Origin of the sequence: Mammaliicoccus sp. D-M19 (assembly GCF_022386695.1) — a bacterium.
GTDB lineage: Bacteria > Bacillota > Bacilli > Staphylococcales > Staphylococcaceae > Mammaliicoccus > Mammaliicoccus sciuri.
Window position 1 is genome coordinate 12,985 of the sequence record NZ_JAJNHW010000012.1, and the last position, 23,829, is coordinate 36,813.

The following is a 23,829-nucleotide window of genomic DNA, read 5'->3' on the forward strand; positions in this document are numbered from 1 at the left end:
ATGTTAATTACTCCTTTATTATTTTATCCATTAAAGGCAAATGTTTCCATTCATCTTTTATTAATATTTTCATTTTTATTATACCTATTATGACAACCATTACGCCAACAATACCTGCCAGTAACATAATTAATAGACTGGTCATTCTCGTGTGCGTTGGAATAAGCAATACAACTTGTACAAATACAGACATGATTGCAAGTAAAGTAATCACTTTAATCATAAATAAACCCATACGTTGAAATTGATAAAGTTTCATCACATGTACATGCAAAATCAATGTATATATAGCGAGCGACAAGACTGTCGACAAACTTGCACCAAATATACCAAACTGCAGTACAAACCAGTAATTCCCGATCAATTTCGTTACCATACCAATAATGAGCGCAATAAATAATATATTTCTATTTAATTTCACTTGCAATAACGCTGTATACATGATGATAAATGTCACAAATACTACTGCGAGCATAAAGACGCTCAGTGTACCAATCAATTCATTCGTCTTAAAGAATACAGTATTTAATAACGGCAGTAAGTTCATTAAGCCAAATGCGGCAGCCATACTAAATAACACTGTTATTTTCAACGATGTATTAGCATATTCATTCACGAGTTGATGATTTTTCTTTTGCAGTTGTTCTGTTAACAATGGAATAAGCACAAAACTAAATGTAGTTGTGATGATAAGACCCATCTGAATTAATGAAGCACCTCTATCAAACACGCCTTTTACTTTTATACTTTCATGAAAGCTATATCCATTCTCTTGCAATAAATGTATAAGCGTAAATGAATCTACAATTTGCCATAAGATCAATATCAAATAAGAAATGGCATACAAGATTGTCATCGTCACGATATTTTTAGTGTCTTTCAATTTTATTTCCCAGGAAAACCTCAGTATAGGCTTTCTTTTAAACCAGAAGTAAATTGCAATACAACTTAATCCCAATACAGATCCACTGATTGCGATTGTGCCAGCTTGATAAATCGAAATATTCAAGCCAATAAACAGCAAAATTGCGGTTAAAATCACACCGACTCTAACCACTTGATCAATAACCTGTGAAACGGCAATAAAGTTCATCTGATGTTTCATTTGATAATACCCTCGTGCCATTGAGATAAATACAAGTGGTATTAGCGCTATACTCGCCATACGAATCATAGGTGTTAACTTTACATCACCCATTAGCCCACTTATCAAATGTGCACTTAAAAATATAGCAATACTTATCAACAAACAAGTCATTTGTAAGAACCAGAACATGCCTACTATTTCTGATTGTTTACGTTGAATCATCCAGCTACTCATGACACTAGGAAGCGCGTTTAAACTTACAACACTCACAATCGCAACGAGCGGATATACTTGTTGGTATGCATATAAACCTTCATCACCTAAAACATTTTGGTAAGGTACTCTATAAATTGCGCTTAAAATTTTAACAATGACCATCGTGCCTGTTAACAACAATACACTATTAAAAATTGGTTTAGATTGTGTCATCGTCTACCAAACTTTCATTGATCACATTAGTTAAGAATTTCAAATCGTCTAACCATTGTTTTGATTTTTGTAATTTAAACACCATTTGATTGTTCGAAACGGCTATTTTTAGTTTTCTACCGAGTGGTTCAGTAACTTTAAACAACACATCACCTTTTAAATGATTTGTCGTATATTCCGAAGCTGTCAATTGTATCACTTTAGCAACTTCTTTAATTTCTGTAATACCGAAATGAATACCATTCAATCTTACTTCCACAACATCTAATAAACGTTGTACTTCAACAGGGTACTCACCAAAACGATCGATCAATTCATCTTGAATATCTTCCAATTGAGTTTGAGTCGTAATCGATCTCAATTTTTTGTACATTTCAATTTTGGCTTGTTCATTCTTAATGTATTCTGCAGGAATATAGGCATCTATCTTAATGTCCACTTCAAGTTGTGGTACTTCTGATTCTGGTTCAATACCTCGTTTCACATTAACCGCTTCTTCTAACATTTGAGAATATAAGTCATAACCTACAGAATCTATGAAGCCATGTTGCTGACTACCTAATAGATTTCCTGCACCACGTATATTCAAATCACGCATGGCAATTTTAAATCCTGAACCTAGTTCTGTAAATTCTTTGATAGCTTGTAGTCTTTGCTCTGCAACTTCAGTTAGTACTTTATTTTGTTCATGTAAGAAATATGCATAACCAATTCGACTTGAACGACCTACTCGTCCACGCAACTGATACAATTGACTCAATCCAAATCTATTAGCATCTTCAATAATCAATGTATTGGCATTCGGAACATCGACACCCGTTTCAATAATCGTCGTTGTCACTAAAATATCGTATTCTCCATCCACAAAATTCAACATCGTTTCTTCTAATTCTCGTTCTGTCATTTGTCCATGAGCAACGCCAATTCTCGCATTAGGCATGAGCATAGATAACTGTTCACTCTTTTGATATATAGACTGCACGCGGTTATATAAATAGAATGCTTGTCCACCACGTGAAAGTTCACGTTCTAGTGCTTCTTTAACAAAACTCATATTTTGTTCTAATACATACGTTTGAACAGGGAATCTGTTTTCAGGTGGTGTTTCAATAACAGATAAATCTCTAACACCTAATAAACTCATATGAAGTGTTCTCGGAATTGGTGTAGCTGTTAAAGTAAGAACATCTACATTTGTCTTTAATGCTTTAATTCTTTCTTTATGTTTCACACCAAATCTTTGTTCTTCATCGACGATTAATAAGCCTAAATCTTTATATTCAACATCTTTACTTAGTAATTTATGTGTACCTACAACAATGTCTACAAATCCAGATTTGATACCTGCTTTCGTCTCTTTAACTTGTTTAGGTGTTCTAAATCTACTCATCATTTGAATTTCTACTGGATATTCTTGCATACGTTCTCTGAATGTTTCAAAATGCTGTTGGGCAAGAATCGTTGTTGGTACGAGCACGGCTACTTGCTTACCTTCCAAGACTGCTTTAAATGCAGCTCTTATCGCTACCTCAGTCTTACCATATCCAACATCACCACAAAGCAGTCTATCCATCGGTCTTCTTTTTTCCATATCTGCTTTAATTTCTTCTAAAGAAGTGACTTGGTCAGGCGTAGGTTCATATGGGAAGTCCATTTCAAATGTCATTTGTTCTTCAGTATCTGGCCCGTATTGGTAGCCTTCAACTTGTTCTCTCTCTTGATAAAGCTTCAACAATTCATCCGCAATGTCTTCCACATTTTTTTGAACTTTAGCTTTCGTTTTTTTCCATTCTGTACCGCCAAGTTTATTTACCTTTGGCTCCTTATCATCGGAACCAACAAACTTCTGAACATCATTCATTTGATCAACAGGTACAAATAATTGATCGGTACCTTTATATTGAATTTTAATATAATCTTTATGAATGCCGGATACTTCTAATGTTTCAACACCTAAATATTTACCAACACCATGATGTACGTGTACAACATAGTCCCCCACATTCAATTCTTGATAAGACTTTATTTTTTCAGCATTAGATAACTTTTGTCTTCTTTTAGACTGTTTTCTTTCACGTGCTTTGAAAAGTTCTTTTTCTGTCACGACGACAAGCTTCATATAAGGTAATTCAAATCCTTCTGACAGCGCGCCATCCGTTACGATAGCTTGTCCTCGGCCACCGACTTGTTCTACCCTATCTATAACAGTTGGAATTTTCATGTCGTTTAACATACTTTGAATACGAGACTTTCTCGTTTCAGATTCTGCTAATAATACGACCGTGAATCCTTGTTTCATAAAGCGATCAAACTCTGATTGCATAATGTCGTATTGTCCATAGAACCTTTGAACAGGTTTACATGAGAATTTCACCATCTCTTCAATTTCAACTGGCATACTTGCAGTAAATAAAGTGAAATAGGCAATTTTATGCTGATGCAACAGTTCAGTAAAAGCATGTTCAGAAATAAAGCGTTGGCCAATAAATCCTTGTCCTGATTCTATTAGCGATTGCGTAAATTCTTCGATTTCGACGTCTAATGAATGTTCAGTTTCTTTAATTCGATTATATTCGTCTACAATAATAAGTGCATCATCCGCAAAATAATCTGTTAAAGTTGTGACTTCATCATACATAAACGAAATCACACGTCTTAAAATTTGATGATCTTTCAATTCATCACTTTGCATCAATATCGTTTGATACGTATCTTTTAAGTCGGGACGCATTTCTGTAGCTAATTGTTGTCTTGTCTTTTCGTATGCTTCTTCCATACGTTCTGGAAGTTGGCTAATTTGTTCACTTGTAAAAATATAATCACTAGCCGTTGTAATTTCAACTTGTTCAACATTACCTAAAGAGCGTTGTGTTTCAACGTCAAACAACCTCATACCGTCTACTTCAGTATCAAACAATTCGATACGAACAGGATCTCCAGTTACTGGATAGATATCAATCAACCCACCACGAATTGAAAACTCGCCAACTGCTGATACTAACGATTGCCTCTTATAGCCCATATCAATCAATTGATTAGCCCATTCATCTAAATCAATATCATCACCTATTTGAATCGATTTATAATGTTCATTCCAAATATGCTTCGGTGTTAGTTGTTTTTTTAAACCGTTTATAGGCACGATAAATAAGCCCTTCTTGCCTTGAGCAAGTTGGGTTAGTGTTCTGATACGTTCACTCATTAAATCAGGACTTTGAGTCGAGAACGCCTCTATCATAATATCTTGTGCAGGAAACTTAAATACTTCTTCAGGTGGTAATAATTGAAGAATATCCGCTTCTAATTTATCCGCCTGATACAAGTTATTTGTTACGATAACGAGTTGTTTATCGTTTTTAAGATATTGTTCTAATATGAGTAGCGCTTTACTTGACTGATTAAGTCCTGTTATGAGTATGTTCTTTTCTCCAAATATTTGCGTTAATTCTTGAAATCGTTCGTCTGCTTGTATGATTTCATGGATAACGTGTTTCATATAACTTCACCATTATACTGGTTCATCACATTCTGAAAAGTTTCGCCTTTAATTAAAGCTTCACAAGCATCTGCTGCGCGATCGATCACTTTTTCCATTGTAATCATTTCATCATCAGAGAACTTTTGAAGCACATAACTCGGTACACTCATGCCATTTGTAGGACGATCAATTCCGATTCTAATACGGTTAAAACGGTCTGTCCCTAAATGTTGAATTAAAGACTTCATACCGTTATGGCCACCAGCACTTCCTTTCTGACGTAGTCTCAAATGACCTTGAGACTGGTCCATGTCATCATAGAGTACAACTAGATCCTCTATATCTATATTATAATAATCCATTAATGGTCTTACAGCTTCACCTGATAAATTCATGAAGGTCATAGGCTCAATGAGCATTACTTTCTCACCATTTATAAGACCTATTGTATATGCGCCTTTAAATTTTTGTTTATCTAAATCTAGTTGATGACGATCAAGTAATTTATCAACTACTTCAAAGCCAATATTATGACGTGTTAAGTCATATTTCTTTCCGATATTTCCAAGTCCAACAATACATTTCATGTTGTAACCTCCATATTAATTCTAAGTATATATTATAGCATTTTTGTGATTTATTTCATCTATCTATACTTACATAAAAAAACCCAACACAAATGTGTTGGGTTGAAGATTTAAAAAATATTATTTTTCTTCTTCTGATTCTTCTTTTTCAGCTTCTTCTTCTGCTACTGCATCAGCTTCTTCAGCTGCAGTTTCTTCAGCATCTTCAGCAGGTTCTTCTGTTGGAGGAACTACTGTTACAACTGCTTCTTCTTTATCGTTTTCGATAGTGTATTTACCAGTTGCATCTAAGTCGCCTACTAAGTAGCTATCACCAATAGCTAATTCTGTAATATCAACTTCGATATTTTCAGGAATTGCATCTGGAGTAGTTGTAACTTGTAAGTCGAATAATGGTTGTTGAACTACGCCACCTTCAGAAGCACCAACTGATTCACCTACTAATACTACAGGTACGTCTACAGTTAATTCTTCTTTCATGTTGATAGCTAAGAAGTCAACGTGAGTGATTTGATTTTTAAGAGAATCGTATTGATAATCTGAAACCATAACTTTGATTGTTTTTGAACCAACACCTAATTCGATAACGCCGTTACGTCCAACTTCACGAATTGTTTTGATGAATTCAACTTCATCAACTTTAACAGATGTATTTTTAGCACCGTAACCGTATACGACCGCTGGAATAACACCTGAAGCTCTTAATTTACGTAAACTAGAACGAGTTTGTTTACCTTGACGGATAACTGACTTTAATGAAGTCATTATCTTTTCCACCTTTCATTTATGCGCGATATGCGCTCCTACACTTACCCATCAACAATAATCGCTGCTTGTAAGTGGTTATTTAGTCCATAAAAATGAACCGTTTGTTATTATACACGAATATTATAAATTAATCAAATAGCACACTAACAGATTCTTGTTCATATACTCTAACAATTGCTTGTGCTAATAATTCTGCTACAGACAATTCTTTAACGTTTGCAGGTTTTCTATCTTCTGGTAATTGAATAGAATTTGTAACAACTAATTCTTTAATTTGAGAATTTTCGATACGTTCTTTTGCTGGCCCTGATAATACAGGGTGTGTACAACAAGCATAAACTTCTTTTGCACCTTTTTTAACAAGTGCATCTGCTGCTAATGTAATTGTTCCAGCTGTATCAATAATATCGTCGATAATGATGGCAGTCTTACCATTAATATCTCCAACAATATTCATAACTTCTGCTACGTTCGGTTTCGGACGACGTTTATCAATAATAGCGATAGGTGTTTTTAGACGGTCAGCCATTTTACGCGCTCTTGTTACGCCACCATGGTCAGGTGAAACAACTACTGTTGATTCAGGATCTAAACCTTTTTCTAAGAAGTAATTTGATAAAATTGGTACGCCCATTAAATGATCAATCGGTATGTCAAAGAACCCTTGAATTTGAGGTGCATGTAAATCAAGTGCTATCATTCTGCTTGCGCCAGCTTTTTCTATAATATTTGCCACAAGTTTAGCAGTGATTGGTTCACGGCTTCTAGCTTTACGGTCTTGTCTTGCATAACCATAATAAGGCATTACAATATTAATATTTGCTGCTGATGCACGTTTACAAGCATCAATCATAATTAATAATTCCATCAAGTGTTCATTCACTGGGTTTGATGTTGGTTGAATAATAAACACATCACAACCACGGATACTTTCTTCAATATTAATTTGAACTTCACCATCAGCAAATCTCTTAACTGTAGATTTACCTAATGGGATCCCTACTAAATTGGCAACTTCTTGCGCTAATGGTTGGTTACCTTCAAGCGAAAATATTTTTAATGAAGAGTTCTTATATTCAGTGTTCAACATTTCTGTTCCTCCGATATCATTTTGACTCATGTTTTGACGGCTCCTTTTATTTCGTTTTATAATATCCTTCTTTTGTCGTTTGTCTAGCGCGACCTAGCGCCAAGCTTTCATTTGGTACATCATCTGTAATCGTTGACCCTGCTGCTATGAATGATCCATCTCCAATTTCTACTGGTGCAACTAGATTTGAATTACATCCAATAAACGCATCATCTCCTATAACCGTACGGAATTTATTCACGCCATCATAATTTACAGTGATAGAACCACAACCAATATTTGTTCTTGCACCTACTTCTGCATCTCCGATATAACTTAAGTGTGAAACTTTAGCACCATCTTTCAAGACAGCCTTTTTAGTTTCAACAAAGTTACCAATTTTCGTATCTTTGCCTAGTTCAGAACCTGGTCTTAATTGTGCAAATGGTCCTACTGTAGCGTTTTCGCCTACAACTGAATCTGTAATAACAGATTGTTTAATTGTAGCATCATCTTTAATTGTACTATTTTTGATGTCAGAATTCATTCCTATCGTAACATTTTTTCCTATAATTGTTGTGCCAGAAAGTCTTACGCCTGGTTCTACAACTGTGTCTTCACCAATTACGACTTGTTTCCCGATATAAGTTGTAGCTGGATCAATAATTGTTACGCCATTTAGCATATGTTGATGATTGATACGTTCTTTCATTTTCTGTTCAGCTTTCGCAAGTTGCACTCTATCGTTCACACCCATAATGCCGTCAACATCGTTCGTAATAAAAGCAGAAACTTTTTCATTTTCTTCTTTTAGGATGCGAATCACATCTGGTAAATAATATTCACCTTGTGCGTTATCATTGTTTACTTTTTCGAGTGTTTCAAATAACTTTTCATTATCGAAAGCAAATATACCAGAACTGATTTCATTAACTTCAGCTTCAGCAGAAGAAGCATCTTTTTGTTCGACAATTCCAGAAACCAAACCATTTTCATCGCGAATGATTCTGCCGTAGCCAAACGGGTTGTCAACTTTTGCAGACAAGACAGTTGCTACTGCACTTTCAGACTCATGAAAATCTAATAAGTTTTTAATCGTTTCGTCACTGATTAATGGTGTGTCTCCACATACAACAATTGTTGTGCCTTTTTCAGTACCTAATATATCTTTAGCAGTCTTTACTGCATGTGCTGTTCCTAATTGTTCTTCTTGATGTACAAACTGAGATGCATGACCGATTGCTTCTTTGACATTTTCAGCACCATGTCCAACAACTGTTACGACTTTATCAACACCTGCATTTTTCACGCTATCTATAACATGTTGAACCATTGCTTCTCCAGCTACTGTATGTAGTACTTTGTAAAGTTTAGATTTCATTCTTGTACCTTTACCAGCAGCTAATACAACTGCATATTTTTGCATTGCAAATACCTCCATTTATACACACTTTAGTCTATTATAATTTAATTGACCGCATAGTATCAAGAAAGACTTCAAGTAAACGTTTCCTTATTAACAAATCCATTATAATGAAACATAAAAAAACAGCAGTTAAAATCACAAGATTTTAACTGCTGTTTATCAATATACGTGAGCTGAGTACTTTAAATATCGTTATTCTTCTTCACTGTCTGATGCTTCATCGCTATCCTCTGAATTTGAGGCTTCTTGAGCTGATTTTGGAATAATGACTTCATCTGTTTCATCATATACTTTCATAACCGCTTCTTGAATTTCTTGTCTCATTTCAGAATTAATGGGATGCGCAATATCTCTAAATTCCCCATCTGGCGTACGCTTACTAGGCATAGCCACAAACAGTCCTGAATTTCCCTCGATTACTCTTAAGTCGTGAATAACAAAAGCGTCATCTAATGTTATAGAAACTAATGCTTTCATTCTTCCATCCGTTTGAATTTTTCTTAATCTCACATCTGTTACCTTCATGATTTGTGTGCCCCCTGTTTTGTCTATTTAAAGTAGCAGCATCATATTAATTGAAGTTAGTTATTTATTTTTGCAATCATTTCGATTTCAACTTTAACATCTTTCGGTAAACGTGCAACTTCTACACAACTTCTAGCAGGCAAATGTTCATTAAAATATTCGCCGTATACGGCATTGATGTCTTGAAAGTCGTTCATATCTTTTATAAAAATTAAAGATTTAACGACACTTTCTAAAGATGCGCCACTTTCTTGAAGTACTACTTTTAAATTTTCTAGTACTTGCTTAGTTTGTTCTTTGACATCTTCAGAAACGACTTCACCTTGTTGATTTAACGGTATTTGACCAGAAGTAAATACTAAATTATCTACTACTACTGCATGGCAATATGGTCCTAAAGCTTCTGGAGCATTTGTTGCGTTAATACTTTTCATGTTGATTACTCTCCTTTTAATTAAATCTTTTTAAACAGTTGCCTTCTTCTACTGAAAATTGCTGATTGTACTCGTCTACGTCAGATAGCCTAACTAAAGATGTATAATCTTCAATCAATCGATGTTTAACTTCTTTTGATTCTACAAGTACTGATACCCCTTTTACTGTAGCTTTAAACTCATTCATCAAATTGATTACACCATTAATAGATCCGCCTGCTCTCATAAAGTCATCAACAATCAATACATTCGAATATTCAGGCAATGTTCTTTTTGATAAAACCATTGTCTCAATCTTTCTAGAAGACCCAGATACATAGTTTATCGATACTGTAGATCCTTCTGTTACTTTATTGTCTTTTCTTATAACTACAACTGGCAAATTAAGCACTTTCGCCACGGCATTTGCTAAAGAAATACCTTTTGTTGCTATTGTAACTACCGCATCAAGTTCTTCATCCATGTACATTGTAGCGATTAACTCTCCTACTTGATTTAATAGTTTAGGATTACCTACTAAATCCGACATAAATAAATAGCCACCTGGCAACAGTCTTTCTTTTTCTTTTAGTAATTCACACAATTTTTCAATCAATTCACGTGCTTCTTCGACGTACATTTTAGGTCGGTAAGTTACACCGCCACTTGCACCGGCAGTCGTTTCTATAATACCAAGTCTCTCAGCAGTAAACGTTTCTTTAATAATTTGTATGTCTTCACTAATAGACGACTTTGCCTGACCAAAATGATTCACAAAATAAGTCAACGGCACTAACTCGTTCGGATGTTTCAATAAATATTGTGTCATATAAACGATTCTTTCACTTCGTTTAAACCTCATTTATAAAACTCCAATCTCTATTCCGTATTTTAAGCTTAATTATACTATAATCGTTCGCATTCCTCAAAGCTATCCGAGCAGTCTCGCGATGTATACATCGTTACAACATCCCATCAAAGCATTATATACTTGCTTAGCTTGTCTTTCTTTTTGAACAAAGCCATATATAGTCGGGCCACTGCCACTCATCAAAGCAGCATCTACACCAGTATTACTCATAGTATTCTTCAATTTCTCAACCTCTGGATATAGTTGCATCGTGACTTTTTCGAGGCTATTACCGAGCGACTGACACATTGAGGCATAATCGTTATTTTCAATTGCCTTAAGACATGCTTGTGTTTGTACTTCATCCTTGTTTTCTAAATCTAACGCACCGTATATTTCAGGCGTTGAAACACCTATATCTGGTTTCGCGATAACGACCCATGCTGAAGGTGGTTTAGGTAAGTGCGTAATTTTCTCACCTCTACCTTGGCATAAAGCTGTTTTTCCATAAATACAAAACGAAATATCAGATCCAATTTCTGAAGCCAGCTCACTTAATGTTTCTAAAGATTCATTAATTCCCCATAATTCATTCAAACCTCTAAAAGTAGCGGCTGCATCACTTGATCCACCAGCTAAACCTGCTGAAATCGGAATGCTTTTTTCTAATGAAATCTTCACACCTTTTTTAATATTGTATCTATCTTGCATCAATTTTGCTGCTTTATATGCTAAATTTCTATGATCACTTGGTACAAAATTATGTTCTACATCAATAATGATTTCACCATCGTCTCTACACTCAAATGTTAATCGGTCATTTAAGTCGATGGTCGTCATAATCATTTCCACTTCATGATATCCATCTTCACGTTTATATAACGTATCTAATGTTAAATTAATTTTTGCTGGTGCAGTTTCATAAATCATATACTTGCCCTCTCTAAAACTTATTATTATGATTTTACCATAAATAAAAGTTAGAAAGTATTAGCTTTATTCTATTTTTTGGCATAATAAAAAACCCTACGCCATATCACAGTCATATCGCGTAGAGTTTTTTATTAAATACTTTTAATTATTGAACGATGAATTCTTCTTTATGTTCATTCATAAAAGTTACTTGGACATTCTCAGTTAATACATCAGTGTATGTATAAGATACACGCTCAAAATTATGTTTCTCTTGATCTAATTCGACCACGAAAACTGATGGATACGTTTCCTTAAGCACGCCACTTCGCTCAATTAACTTCTTACGTCCTCCATTAGCTTTAAGTACAATACGATTTCCTAATTGACATTCCAATATTTTTTTGATGTCTACTAAAGTCTTCGGCATATTGACCCACCTCGCTATAAATAAAATTATACTACGAAAGCGGATTTTTGTCAAATAAAATTTAAATTTTATCAAGTTGATAAAGTAATGTCAATATATTTACACAGATAAATTCGGGTATTTTTTCAAATTGTTACAAAGATGTGCATATTCTTGTATTGTTAGCGTTTCACCACGTCGCTTAGGGTCTATGTTTGAAGCATTTAGCCATTCGACGATTTCATCTTTATGCAGTTTACCCTCTTTAATTGTATTAATATAATTGTTCAAAATTGTTTTTCGCCTTTGTCCAAAAGCACCTTTTGAAAGCTTGAATAGTAGTTTCTCATCATCTACTTGGACGATCGGTTCAATGCGTTTCGTTAATTTAATAACAATAGAATCAACATTTGGTGGTGGCATAAAGACAGTCTTCGGGACGATTAAAACACGTTCAGTTTCAGTGTAATACTGACAAGCTATTGATAACGAACCATAACTCTTACTACCTACTTCAGCGTTTAAGCGTTCTCCTACTTCTTTTTGCATCATGACAACATAGCCATCTATTGGCAAATCATTTTCTAGTAAATTCATCAATATAGGTGTCGTAATGTAATAAGGTAAATTGGCAACCAACATAATTTTATCGCAGTCTTTTAAGTGCGTTTCAATTTCTTTTTTGACATTGGCTTTCAATATATCTTCATTTACAACTGTTACATTGTCATATGGACTTAACGTATCTTCTAATACAGGTATTAACCTTTGATCAATTTCAAAAGCCAATACTTTCTTTGATGCTCTCGCTAATTGTTCAGTAAGTGAACCCATTCCTGGTCCAACTTCAATAACACCTGTATTCTCATCTATATCACTAGCAGAAATAATTTTTTGAATAATATTTGTATCGATTAAAAAGTTCTGACCTAAACTCTTTTTGAATTTAAATCCATATTGATCTAATAACGCTTTTGTACGTTTAGGTGTTGCTATATCTTTATCGTTCATCGTGTCACTCCTCTTTATATCCCAGTGCTTCTTTTACATCTTTCTCAGTATAACCGAAGGCATTTAATTTGTTTAGCAATTGTTTGCCATTTGAATGGCCTATATTTAATTTACTGCATAGTATTTCGCGTTTTCTTCTAGCGTCTGGTCCTATAATTAAACCAAGGTCAATTAAGACTGCTTTATCAATTGTTTCAATGTCCGCTTCTAATGGAGAACTCACATTTGTAAGTGCATCTTTAATTGTTTCAATTGAGGCATGCTCTACGCCTATTTTTCCTCTTTTATTTTTAGCTTTATCTCTTGGTATAAATGCATGTTTCACACTAGGGATATACTGCTTGATTGTATTTCTAATTTTATCACCTGGGAAATCTGGGTCAGTTAATACAATAACACCACGTTTTTCATGCGCTTGTCTTATAACTTCTAGAGTTTCTTTTGATATTGCTGAGCCATTTGTTTCTATCGTATCGCAATCTACTGCTCTTTTAACATTAACTGTATCATCGCGTCCCTCAACAACAACAAATTCATTTATCTTCATATTCATTTCCTTCTTTAAAGATGCCCCAAAACAACCGTTTTGGGGCATCATATTTTATAATTTAAATAATCTTTCAGCATTTTCTGTAGTAGCTTTACATACTTCCTCGTATGAAATTCCACGCAATTCAGCAATTTGTTCTGCAACAAGTTTTACACGTGCAGGTTCGTTTCTTTTCCCTCTATAAGGGTGAGGTGATAAGTATGGTGCATCTGTTTCAACGAGTAACCTATCTAAAGGTATATGTTGAGCTACTTCTTTTGGTTGTTTCGCATTTTTGAACGTGACAGGTCCACCCAATGAAATATAGAAATTCATTTTGAGTATTTCATCAGCTATTTCGTTTGAGCCACTGAAACTATGCATAATTCCGCCAACTTCACTTGCATTTTCTTCTTTTAAGATATCAACGCAATCTTGAGTTGCTTCTCTATTATGAATAATGATCGGTAGTTGGACACGTTTCGCTAATGCGATTTGCTTTCTAAACACTTCTTTTTGGATATCTTTAGGCGACTTATCCCAGTGGTAATCTAACCCCATCTCACCTATACCGATGATTTTTGGGTGTTTAGACAATTCTTCAATCCATTGTAGGCGTTCTTCCGTACAATCAATTGCATCAACAGGATGCCAACCTATAATGCCATATATAAAATCATACTGGTCTATTAATTTCATCGTTCTTTCAATCGTGTTCGTGTCGAAACCAACAACGAACATTCTATCGATACCTTCTTCCAAAGCTCGATCGATTACTTCTTGTAAATCTTCATCGTATTGATCCGCATTTAAATGGACGTGTGTATCTATTAACATTCGAATCTTCCTTTCATTACTTTACTTAATGATAGATCCGTTTTGTATTGCATTTGGTAAACCTACTAAAGTAAGTGTGCCGTCTTTCTCAGCTGATAAAATCATACCCTCTGATAATTCACCACGTAATTTTACTGGTTTTAAGTTCGTAACGACCGCTACTTTTTTACCTACAATATCTTCAGGTTTATAAAATTCAGCTATACCTGAAACAATTTGTCTCTTTTCGTTACCTAAATCTACTTTTATTTTTAAAAGTTTATCTGATTTTTTCACATAGTCTGCACCTGTAACAGTAGCAGCTTTGATTTCTACTTTATCAAATTGATCAATTGTGATTTCTGGTTTAGATGGCACTACTTCTTCCTCAGCAGTTTCAGCTTCTTCTTCAGATGGTTCTGCAGTCGTTCCACCTTGCATAGAATCTTTGATGAATGCCACTTCTTGCTCTACATCTAATCTAGGGAAAATAGGCTCAGGTTTTTCGATTACTTTGATATCTTGATCAATAGCGCCATATTGTTCAATACTTTCAAATGTATCAAGTTTACCTTTTTCCAAGTTTAATTGACGGAAAATCTCATATGGTGCATGTGTTAAGAATGGACGTAATAATACTGCTGCAAATCTAATGTTTTCAACTAAGTGAATCATGACATTTTCTAGCATTTCACGTTCATTTTCATCTTTAGCTAATACCCATGGTGTTGTTTCATCAATATATTTGTTTGTACGACTAATCAACTTCCAAACTTCTGCTAAAGCAACTGAGAATTGCATGTTTTCCATTGATGAATAGAATTTATCTTTAGTATCTAAAGCCATTTGTTCCATTTCTTCATCTAATGGATGTAATTTGCCTTTATATTTAGGAAGTACGCCATTAAAGTATTTATTAACCATTGCTATTGTACGATTCACTAAGTTACCTAAGTCATTAGCTAAATCGTAATTTGTTCTTTCAACGAACGCTTCAGGCGTAAATACACCATCTGCGCCAAATGGTAATTCTCTCATGAGATAGTATCTTGTTGCATCTAAGCCGTATTTATCAATTAAGACGTTCGGATCTACAACATTACCTTTAGATTTACTCATTTTACCGTCTTTCATCAAGATCCAACCGTGAGCAAATTCACGTTTAGGTAAAGGTAAGTCTAAAGCCATCAATAAGATTGGCCAAATAATTGAATGGAATCGAACGATTTCTTTAGCCATTAAATGCACATCTGCTGGCCAATATTTTTTAAATAGCGTATCGTCATCTGATAAATAACCTAACGCAGAAATATAGTTCACAAGTGCGTCAATCCAAACATACACAACGTGTTTAGGATTAGAAGGTACTTTAATACCCCAATCAAAAGTCGTTCTAGAAATCGCTAAATCTTCTAGACCTGGTTTAATAAAGTTATTGATCATTTCATTCTTACGAGAAATAGGTAAAATGAATTCCGGATTTTCATCGAAAAATTTGAGTAAACGATCAGCATAGTTATCTAATTTAAAGAAATAACTTTCTTCTTTCACAAGTTCTACTTCATGACCTGAATCAGGACTCTTACCACCGACGATTTTGCCACCTTCATAAACTGGATCGACAAGTTGTGTTTCAGTATAATATGTTTCATCTGGTATTGAGTACCAACCTTCATACTCACCTAAGTATATGTCACCTTGTGCTAATAACTTTTCGAAGACTTTTTCGACAACTTGTTTATGTCTTTCTTCAGTAGTTCGAATAAAATCATCATTAGAGATATCTAATTTCTTCCATAAAGATTGGATACTTTTAATAATGCCATCTAAATATTCTATTTCAGATAAGCCCGCTTCTTTAGCTTTTTCTTGTATTTTTTGACCATGTTCATCTGTACCAGTTAAATAATGAACATCATAGCCTTGTAACCGTTTATATCTAGCAATTACATCACCAGCAACCGTAGTATACGCATGACCTATGTGTAAATTCCCGCTCGGATAATAAATCGGTGTCGTAATGTAAAAAGTCTCTTTCGTCATCAGCGTTTCCTCCTAATATCTTATCTATATAATATACCGAAAATTAAGCATTTTTTCAATATTACCTGATTATGGTATAGAGATAACAATTGTTTTATATTTCAAAAATTAAACGCATGCAATATATTGTTATATTGACATTTTCTTGAATTCATATTAGTATACTATTTATATAATTGTCGAATGAATGTCGAATTAGATAATTATGGTTTTATTAAACGGAGGTAAAAAGATGAAATCAACTGGAATCGTGCGTAAAGTAGATGAACTAGGCCGTGTAGTAATTCCAATCGAATTACGACGCATATTAGACATTGCTGAGAAAGATGCTTTAGAAATTTATACAGATGACGATAAAATTATCTTAAAGAAATACTCACCTAACATGACTTGTCAAGTTACTGGAGATGTTTCTGAAGACAATTTTGTTTTAGCTGATGGTAAAATTGTCTTAAGTAAAGAAGGCGCTCAGCAACTAATTAATGAGATTGAGAAAAAATCAAAATAATAAAAGCTGCATATAAAAAAAGGAAATTTAAAGTACATCATTTACTTTAAATTTCCTTTTTTTGTTTATTCGTCAATATGATACGCTTCGTATACATCTCTTTTTTTCATTTTTCTATCTACTGCTACTTGTTTGATAGCATCTTTTGATCTCATTTGATGTTCATTTATATAAATTTCGACATGTTGAACGAGATCTAAGTCTTCCCACCAATTATCCACTTGTGTCGATTCATCGATACCTTCAATCAAGATGACGAACTCACCTTTTTGAGGTATGACCTCATTTGATAACATTTCTTCAATGACCTTTATTTGATTCGTTTCCACTTGTTCGAATTTTTTAGTAAGTTCTCTTCCAATTGCTACTTTTCTTTCAGGATCTATCTCAGCTATTGCTTGTACCGTTTGTTTAATTCTATAGGGTGATTCATAAATCATAGAAGTTGATTCTCTCGTCATCCATTTTTCCAATACATCATGTTTTTCTTTCGCATGTCTAGGTAAAAATCCTAGAAACACAAATTTATATGATGGTAATCCACTTGTCATTAATGCTGTAATAGCAGCATTAGGCCCTGGTATTGTTTCAACACGATAACCAGTATCCCTAACTTGATTCACAAGTTCATAACCAGGATCACTTATACAAGGACAGCCTGCATCAGAAACGAGCGCAATATCTTTGCCCTCTTCTAATAACCTCAATATTTGCTCAGATGACTTATCTTTATTATGTTCATGGTAAGACTTAAGAGGCGTTTGTATCTCATAATGCTGACAAAGCTTACCTGTAACACGTGTATCTTCACAAAAAATATAATCGACTTCTGTTAACATTCTAACCGCACGATAAGTGATATCTTCTAAATTTCCGATTGGGGTTCCTACTAAATATAATATAGACATATTACCCCTCCTTAATAAGCGCTAATTTTTGTTTTCTACTTAACTGTTTTAAAGCATATTCTCGTTTTAAAGCTTCGGATTTATTATCGAATGTCTCATGATATACAAGTTTAACAGGGCGTCTCACTTTAGTATATTTAGCACCTTTACCTTCATTATGGACTTTTAACCTTCTGTCTAAATCTGTTGTATAACCAGTATATAATGTTTGATCCTTACACTCTAATATATATGTATAATGGTTAACCATAATATACAACCTTCATTTCTTTTGAATAATCTCCATTTTCATCATAAATATAAAATGGTTGTTCAACTTTCAATCCTGCTTGACCACCACTTCTACCTTCAACTAAAATCGTAACCGCTTCTTTTTTATTAGGTGTACTATATACCATTCTTAATCTTTTAGGTTCGATTTTATATTGTCGAAATGCGCTTAAGACATCCATCAGTCTTTCCGCTCTATGGACCATTGCAAGTTTACCACCTTGCTTTAACAAATGCTTACTTGCTTTTAAAACATCATCTAATTTGCAATATATTTCATGTCTCGCAATTTTATGTGCTTCCTTTTGATGCTGTATTTGTTGATTTTCTTTAAAGTAAGGTGGGTTTACGGTTACAACATCAAATGTTGAAGGAGGATATGAGGTTGATACATTCTTTAAATCCATTTGATTGATAGATATTTGATCTTCTAATTGATTATGAGATATCGTTCGTTTAGCCATATTCACTAAAGCCTCTTGAATTTCTATCGCTTCAATACTAGCTTGAGATTTGTGAGCCAATAATAAAGGAATAATGCCATTACCAGAACATAAATCCATTACTTTATCTTTATTTCGTACCTTTATAAAATCTCCTAATAACAATGCATCTGTTGAAAATGAAAACACATCATCATTTTGAATAATTTCAAATTCTTCTCTTAATAATTGGTCGAGTCTTTCTCCCGAATTCAGCATTTAAACACCTCACTTAAAAAATCAGGCATATAACATGCCTGATTTTCTTATTATCTATTCAATACTTCTAAACAAAATAAACAATCTTGTCCTTGTCTGTGTTTACCAAACAATTCTCCTCGACAAATATGAAAACCTTCATGATATAACATTGCTAAGTTATCTTTACTTTGAAGTGGCTTTAATTTCTTGTTTGGCTTTTTTTGTTGATTGTCTTCACTTGTTTCCATTACACGCTTCAAACTTTCATTCTCCATTTGAAGGGCAACATTGTCTTCGACTAATTCAACTGCCTGGTTTTTCAACTTTTCCATATGTTCATTAATTTGCTTAAGTTCATTCTCTAATGTCATAATCGTTTCAAACAACTCGTCCCTATTCACAATATAATCCTCCCTTATGAATGGACTTCAAGTAATTCATCAAGTTTATAATCAAAGAGTTGTTCGAAACCTTTCACTTTAACTTGCATTGTTATATCTAAAATATTTAATCCAACAACTTTGCCATCACCCTCTGGCGTCACAACAGTTGTACCAATATCAGGCAATTCATTTCTAACCTCTTCATAATAATCATTTTCGTATTTTAAACAACACATTAAACGACCACAAGCACCTGATATTTTAGTTGGATTTAATGATAAGTTTTGATCTTTAGCCATTTTAATTGAAACAGGTTCAAAATCACCTAAAAATGTTGAACAACATAATGAGCGACCACATGGACCAATACCGCCAAGTAATTTCGCTTCGTCTCTCACACCAATTTGTCGTAACTCAATTCGTGTTTTTAATTCATATGCTAAAGATTTTACTAAAGTTCGGAAATCTATTCTATCATCAGCTGTAAAATTAAAGATGACTTTACTTTTATCTAATGTATATTCACAATTAACAAGTCGCATATTAAGCTCGTGAGTTGCTACCAACTCTTTACATAATGCCAAAGCATCGTCTGCATCTTTTAAGTTATCTTGATATTTTTGAATATCAGCTTCTGTTGCATGACGGATAACTTCTTTCAATGGTAAGACAACATCATCTTTACCTACATGGCGATTTGTTAATTTTACTTTACCAAGTTCAATACCACGTTTAGATTCAACGACAACTAAGTCATTTTCTTTGAAACGTTCCCCATTTGGTGAGAAATATTCTTTCTTACCAGCTTTTTGGAATTGAACACCAATTATTTCATACATTTAATCACCTCTTCCCATTTATAACCATTTGTTCTAATACTAACGTTGCATTAACGTTTTGAGCTAATTTACGGTTTGCTTCCGTTATAACTTGTATATAATTCGAAATGTCATTTAAAGATAAATATTGACTGATCTCTTTAATTTCCACTTCTAAATCTGGATATGCCATTATCGTATCTATTTGGATTTTGGCATGTAATAAATCTTGAAAATAAGCATTCAAGCTATTTAAAAATAATTGCTGTAACGGGCGTGTATTAGCAACTTTTATGCAATCGATCAAATATATCATTGCCATCTGTGTATCTTTTACCATCAATTCAGCAAGTTTCGTTACAGTTTTTCTAAGCTGTACAAAAAATTGTTCTTCTGTAAGAGCAAGTGCTTCTTCTTTATCAGAAGTAACAAAACTCAATGTATGCGCAATTGCAGAAGAAATACCAGACAGTTTTAATTCTTCTATATAATTTTCTTTAGATGCAGGTTTAAAATGAACAAGTTGGCATCTTGAATGTATAGTTGGCAATATTTGATCTTTCTTTGTTGTCAGTAACAGGGCAATTGTATTTGGAGGTGGTTCTTCCAAAAATTTAAGTATACTATTTTCACCCTGTACTGTTAGTTTATCAAAAGCTTCAATAATGTAAACTTTATATTGACTTTCGATTGGTTTTTGATTCATTTTTCTTAGTAATTCTTCTATTTGTTGTTTCTTTATCGTCGTTTCATCTGATTGAATATATACAAAATCAGGATGATTTAAATTTTGAACTTTAACCACACAACTTTGTTCTGATTCACATAATATTTGTTCAGCAAAATATAAAGCTGTAGATTTCATTTCAAACATATTATCTCCCTCAAATAAATAAGCATGAGATAATTGTTGTGCACTTAATAAATGATCAATCTCTTTGGTTAATTGCATATTTTACGCTCCTTGCAATAAAAAAGCTGCTCAAACGGCAGCTCATCAGTTCTTAAAATTGATGGAATTGTTCAATTGGCATAACGAATACAGTTGCGCCACCTACTTCAACTTCTACAGGGTAAGGTATATAAGAATCCGCACTACCGCCCATTGGTGTGATAGGTGAAACAAGTTGTTCACGATTACCACAAGTTCCATCGATAACACGTAATAATTCATCTACACGTTCATCTTTGACACCGCATAAGAATGTTGTATTTCCAGCTCTTAGAAATCCACCAGTTGTTGCAAGTTTAGTGGCTCTAAAATTCTTTTCTATAAGTGCTTCTGACAAGTTTTGACTATCTTGATCTTGGACAATCGCTATTACCATTTTCATATCTAAACACCTCTTTATTTATTATATCATATTTTAATCTTGTTTCAGATATTTTACTATCGTAGAATATGCATCTTCTACAACCTTTTCTAATGGTTGCGTGGCATCAATTACTTTAATTCTATCTGGATACTCAGCAATTAATTTTTTGTAACCTTCTGTAACTTTGTGATGAAATTCTATTTTTTCATTATCCAAACGATTCGCAATACGTTGATTATCTTTAATTCGATTTAAACCAACTTCAGCAGGTACATCAAAATATAATGTTAAATCAGGATAAAGGTTATCAATCGCAAATTCATTAATTGCCTTAACTTCTTCTACCCCAATTTCACGTGCGTAACCTTGATAACTTAAAGAACTATCAACAAATCGGTCACATAATACCGTTCCACCTTTATTAAGTTGAGGTAAAATTTTCTCCACTAAATGTTGTCTTCTAGCAGCAGCAAAGAGCAGTGCTTCTGTTCGCTCATCCATGTCATCATCACTATCTAACAACAAATTTCTAATCGCTTCACTTATTTTGATACCACCTGGCTCTCTAGTCAGTAAAATATCATAATCTTGATTTAACTTTTCATAAACTCTATGTATAACCGTCGTTTTGCCAGAGCCTTCTGGACCCTCAAACGTAATAAATCGTCCCATTTTATTGTTCATCCTTTACCTTGATTTGCTTGTTTAATATACCTTCCACTCTACCACCTCTATCAATCCATTGTAAAAGAGAATCCACTATTTCTTTACGAATATTTTCTCCTTTTAAAATGACAGGTATACCTGGTGGATAAGGCACAATATCTTCAGCAGCAATGTAGCCATATGATGTATTTAAGTTCATCATTTTTGTTTTTTCAATATCGCTGTATTTATACATTGTACTATCTGTTTGATATGGTAATTTAAATTGTACTTCCTCTTTGAGTTGATGCTCAACATTCAGTTTAATATTTCTAACACGATCAATCATATCTTCAAATGGGAACTTATCTGATTCATGCCATAACGGTAAGACCAATAACACAAATTTATAATCACATAACTCTACATAGATATGCACACCTTCAAATAACTTTTGAATTTCAAATCCACTTAATCCCTTATAAGAAACAATTAATTTAAGAGGGTCCTCTAGACTACCCACTTCAAACCCAACATTCTCCATCGTTTCAATGAATGTTTGTCTCTTGAACTTAAATTTTTGATCATCAAACTGCTTATAAAATTTTTCCGCACTTTCTAAACTAGCCATAATGAGATATGAAGGGCTAGATGTTTGTAACATCTTCAAGTACTGTTGAATATCTGCTTTTATTTCTAAATCCTCTTTCATATATATAACAGAACCCATTGTTAAGGCTGGTAATGTCTTGTGGTAAGACTGCACGACTATATCAGCACCATATGTCATAGATGATTTAGGGAAGTTTGAACTAATATCAAAATGTGCGCCATGCGCTTCATCTACCAATACAGGAATTTTATGTTCTTTTAAAATTTTAATACTTTCTTCAATATCAAATGTTTCACCATAGTAATTAGGATAAGTAAAAATAGCTAATTTAATATTATTCAAATCTAAATCCTTTAATGAAGCACCGTTATACTGATTTGTCTTAACTGATATTGCCATAGGCATAAACTTAGCATCTTGCCTCGTTAAATTCAAAGCATTAAATACTGATTTATGCGCATTTCTAGGAATTAATACTTCTCCCTCTAAATGTGCCACTGCATAAATTGCTGATAGTATACCAACCGTTGTACCATTAACGAGATACTGCCCATAATAGCCAGGATACCTATTCAATTCAGACATACTCATCTTTATACAAGATTCTGGTTGATGTAAATCATCAAGCCCAGTTATTTCAGTCATATCCATAGCAAGATTTATCTCATCTAAATAACCAATTGTATGATTATGATGTCCTGGAACATGTAGTGAAATGGCATCATGATTATTTAGAGATTTTAATTTTTCATTAATATTCATAAGGCTACCTCTTAATTTTTAGTCTTTATCATTATATCAATGATAAAGACCAACGTCATTCCTGTAATAATTAAAATAAGATATACTTAAAAAAAGGAGTGAGTAAAATGTTTATTAGAAATGCAATTGACACAGATATACAATCTATTTATGAGATTGCTCAACAAGAAGGTTGGAAAACATTCAGTATTGAAAAGATCCAACAATTGCTTATTACTTCTCGTATTATTGTAATAGAAGTAAATAATGAGGTTGTTGGCTATACTAGATTCTTAACAGATGAAACTGTCACATTATATATTACAGAACTCGTCGTTTCAAAGACTCATAGAAAGAAAGGATATGCTAAAGCACTTATAGACTATTTATTAGCACAATATCCTTCTGTTCGAATAGAATTATTATCAGAGAACAATTCGTTTTACGAGAAATTACATTTTAGAAATATTGGAACTGGTTATAGACTACCTTAAAAAAGTACAAAAAAAAGAGACCTAACAGGTCTCGAGTGCGGCTCATCGCATCCATTTATAAATATTTGCCCGGCAACGTCCTACTCTCGCGGAACGTA

General features: G+C 33.6%; 26 protein-coding genes. 2 read left to right on the forward strand and 24 right to left on the reverse strand.

Translation table 11 applies throughout. From position 1 onward, the window contains the following. Positions 1-7 precede the first annotated feature (7 nt). From LQ675_RS14540 to metG, 15 genes are all read right to left on the reverse strand, one after another. Positions 8-1,516: a polysaccharide biosynthesis protein gene (locus LQ675_RS14540; RefSeq protein ID WP_239372288.1), complete on the reverse strand. Its 1,509-nt coding sequence runs from the start codon at positions 1,514-1,516 to the stop codon at positions 8-10. Then, the gene (gene mfd / locus LQ675_RS14545; protein ID WP_239728285.1) at positions 1,503-5,012 is read right to left on the reverse strand and encodes a transcription-repair coupling factor; all 3,510 of its coding nucleotides are present in this window, start codon (positions 5,010-5,012) and stop codon (positions 1,503-1,505) included. The genes LQ675_RS14540 and mfd overlap by 14 nt, the downstream gene beginning before the upstream one ends. Next, positions 5,009-5,581: an aminoacyl-tRNA hydrolase gene (gene pth / locus LQ675_RS14550; protein WP_048541954.1), complete on the reverse strand. Its 573-nt coding sequence runs from the start codon at positions 5,579-5,581 to the stop codon at positions 5,009-5,011. The genes mfd and pth overlap by 4 nt, the downstream gene beginning before the upstream one ends. A gap of 120 nt (positions 5,582-5,701) precedes the next feature. Further along, positions 5,702-6,346 (reverse strand): 50S ribosomal protein L25/general stress protein Ctc, encoded by a 645-nt coding sequence (locus tag LQ675_RS14555; RefSeq protein ID WP_048541952.1) that lies wholly within the window; start codon positions 6,344-6,346, stop codon positions 5,702-5,704. A 130-nt stretch (positions 6,347-6,476) separates the two neighbouring features. After that, positions 6,477-7,439, reverse strand: a complete 963-nt coding sequence (locus LQ675_RS14560; protein ID WP_048541971.1) for a ribose-phosphate diphosphokinase — start codon at positions 7,437-7,439, stop codon at positions 6,477-6,479. 46 nt (positions 7,440-7,485) lie between these two features. Continuing rightward, the gene (gene glmU, locus LQ675_RS14565; RefSeq protein WP_048541950.1) at positions 7,486-8,844 is read right to left on the reverse strand and encodes a bifunctional UDP-N-acetylglucosamine diphosphorylase/glucosamine-1-phosphate N-acetyltransferase GlmU; all 1,359 of its coding nucleotides are present in this window, start codon (positions 8,842-8,844) and stop codon (positions 7,486-7,488) included. Between the two features lie 192 nt (positions 8,845-9,036). Beyond that, complete coding sequence (gene spoVG / locus LQ675_RS14570) at positions 9,037-9,369, reverse strand: septation regulator SpoVG (RefSeq protein ID WP_037590328.1); 333 nt, start codon at positions 9,367-9,369, stop codon at positions 9,037-9,039. Positions 9,370-9,425: 56 nt separating this feature from the next. Next, positions 9,426-9,803 carry a RidA family protein gene (locus LQ675_RS14575; protein ID WP_048541947.1) on the reverse strand — a complete coding sequence of 126 codons (378 nt, stop codon included), beginning with the start codon at positions 9,801-9,803 and terminating at the stop codon, positions 9,426-9,428. Positions 9,804-9,819: 16 nt separating this feature from the next. Continuing rightward, positions 9,820-10,644, reverse strand: coding sequence for a pur operon repressor (purR, locus tag LQ675_RS14580; protein ID WP_025905573.1), 825 nt, complete (start codon positions 10,642-10,644; stop codon positions 9,820-9,822). Between the two features lie 69 nt (positions 10,645-10,713). Next, a complete protein-coding gene (ispE, locus tag LQ675_RS14585; protein ID WP_048541945.1) occupies positions 10,714-11,562 on the reverse strand; it encodes a 4-(cytidine 5'-diphospho)-2-C-methyl-D-erythritol kinase in 849 nt (282 codons plus the stop codon). A 148-nt stretch (positions 11,563-11,710) separates the two neighbouring features. After that, complete coding sequence (gene veg, locus LQ675_RS14590) at positions 11,711-11,974, reverse strand: biofilm formation stimulator Veg (protein WP_025905575.1); 264 nt, start codon at positions 11,972-11,974, stop codon at positions 11,711-11,713. A 99-nt stretch (positions 11,975-12,073) separates the two neighbouring features. After that, the gene (gene rsmA / locus LQ675_RS14595; protein WP_048541943.1) at positions 12,074-12,964 is read right to left on the reverse strand and encodes a 16S rRNA (adenine(1518)-N(6)/adenine(1519)-N(6))-dimethyltransferase RsmA; all 891 of its coding nucleotides are present in this window, start codon (positions 12,962-12,964) and stop codon (positions 12,074-12,076) included. Between the two features lie 4 nt (positions 12,965-12,968). After that, positions 12,969-13,511, reverse strand: coding sequence for a ribonuclease M5 (gene rnmV / locus LQ675_RS14600; protein WP_037590321.1), 543 nt, complete (start codon positions 13,509-13,511; stop codon positions 12,969-12,971). A 54-nt stretch (positions 13,512-13,565) separates the two neighbouring features. Beyond that, a complete protein-coding gene (locus LQ675_RS14605; protein WP_048541940.1) occupies positions 13,566-14,330 on the reverse strand; it encodes a TatD family hydrolase in 765 nt (254 codons plus the stop codon). A gap of 21 nt (positions 14,331-14,351) precedes the next feature. Continuing rightward, a complete protein-coding gene (gene metG, locus LQ675_RS14610; protein ID WP_048541939.1) occupies positions 14,352-16,352 on the reverse strand; it encodes a methionine--tRNA ligase in 2,001 nt (666 codons plus the stop codon). 232 nt (positions 16,353-16,584) lie between these two features. Here metG and LQ675_RS14615 point away from each other — a divergent pair, with 232 nt between their 5' ends. After that, positions 16,585-16,860 (forward strand): AbrB/MazE/SpoVT family DNA-binding domain-containing protein, encoded by a 276-nt coding sequence (locus LQ675_RS14615; RefSeq protein ID WP_025905580.1) that lies wholly within the window; start codon positions 16,585-16,587, stop codon positions 16,858-16,860. A gap of 65 nt (positions 16,861-16,925) precedes the next feature. On the opposite strand, the gene rsmI is transcribed toward LQ675_RS14615, so the two are convergent. Genes rsmI through LQ675_RS14660 form a run of 9 tightly spaced genes read right to left on the reverse strand, consistent with a single transcriptional unit; the run spans position 16,926 to position 23,258 of the window. Next, entirely contained in the window at positions 16,926-17,768 is an 843-nt protein-coding gene (gene rsmI / locus LQ675_RS14620) for a 16S rRNA (cytidine(1402)-2'-O)-methyltransferase (RefSeq protein WP_048541937.1), read from the reverse strand. A 1-nt stretch (position 17,769) separates the two neighbouring features. Beyond that, positions 17,770-18,018, reverse strand: a complete 249-nt coding sequence (locus LQ675_RS14625) for a GIY-YIG nuclease family protein (RefSeq protein ID WP_025905582.1) — start codon at positions 18,016-18,018, stop codon at positions 17,770-17,772. Then, positions 18,011-18,739: a tRNA1(Val) (adenine(37)-N6)-methyltransferase gene (locus LQ675_RS14630; protein WP_239728284.1), complete on the reverse strand. Its 729-nt coding sequence runs from the start codon at positions 18,737-18,739 to the stop codon at positions 18,011-18,013. Before LQ675_RS14630 ends, LQ675_RS14625 begins: the two co-directional genes overlap by 8 nt. A gap of 50 nt (positions 18,740-18,789) precedes the next feature. Beyond that, entirely contained in the window at positions 18,790-19,122 is a 333-nt protein-coding gene (gene yabA / locus LQ675_RS14635; RefSeq protein ID WP_025905584.1) for a DNA replication initiation control protein YabA, read from the reverse strand. A gap of 14 nt (positions 19,123-19,136) precedes the next feature. Beyond that, complete coding sequence (locus LQ675_RS14640) at positions 19,137-19,943, reverse strand: PSP1 domain-containing protein (protein ID WP_025905585.1); 807 nt, start codon at positions 19,941-19,943, stop codon at positions 19,137-19,139. Between the two features lie 4 nt (positions 19,944-19,947). Further along, complete coding sequence (locus LQ675_RS14645; RefSeq protein WP_048541930.1) at positions 19,948-20,874, reverse strand: DNA polymerase III subunit delta'; 927 nt, start codon at positions 20,872-20,874, stop codon at positions 19,948-19,950. A gap of 52 nt (positions 20,875-20,926) precedes the next feature. Continuing rightward, on the reverse strand, positions 20,927-21,256 hold the full coding sequence (locus tag LQ675_RS14650) for a cyclic-di-AMP receptor (protein WP_025905587.1): 330 nt from the start codon (positions 21,254-21,256) through the stop codon (positions 20,927-20,929). A gap of 33 nt (positions 21,257-21,289) precedes the next feature. Continuing rightward, a complete protein-coding gene (gene tmk / locus LQ675_RS14655; protein ID WP_048541928.1) occupies positions 21,290-21,910 on the reverse strand; it encodes a dTMP kinase in 621 nt (206 codons plus the stop codon). Between the two features lies 1 nt (position 21,911). Further along, positions 21,912-23,258, reverse strand: coding sequence for an aminotransferase class I/II-fold pyridoxal phosphate-dependent enzyme (locus LQ675_RS14660; RefSeq protein WP_048541925.1), 1,347 nt, complete (start codon positions 23,256-23,258; stop codon positions 21,912-21,914). 107 nt (positions 23,259-23,365) lie between these two features. Here LQ675_RS14660 and LQ675_RS14665 point away from each other — a divergent pair, with 107 nt between their 5' ends. Then, positions 23,366-23,731 (forward strand): GNAT family N-acetyltransferase, encoded by a 366-nt coding sequence (locus tag LQ675_RS14665; RefSeq protein ID WP_048541923.1) that lies wholly within the window; start codon positions 23,366-23,368, stop codon positions 23,729-23,731. Positions 23,732-23,829: the final 98 nt, after the last annotated feature.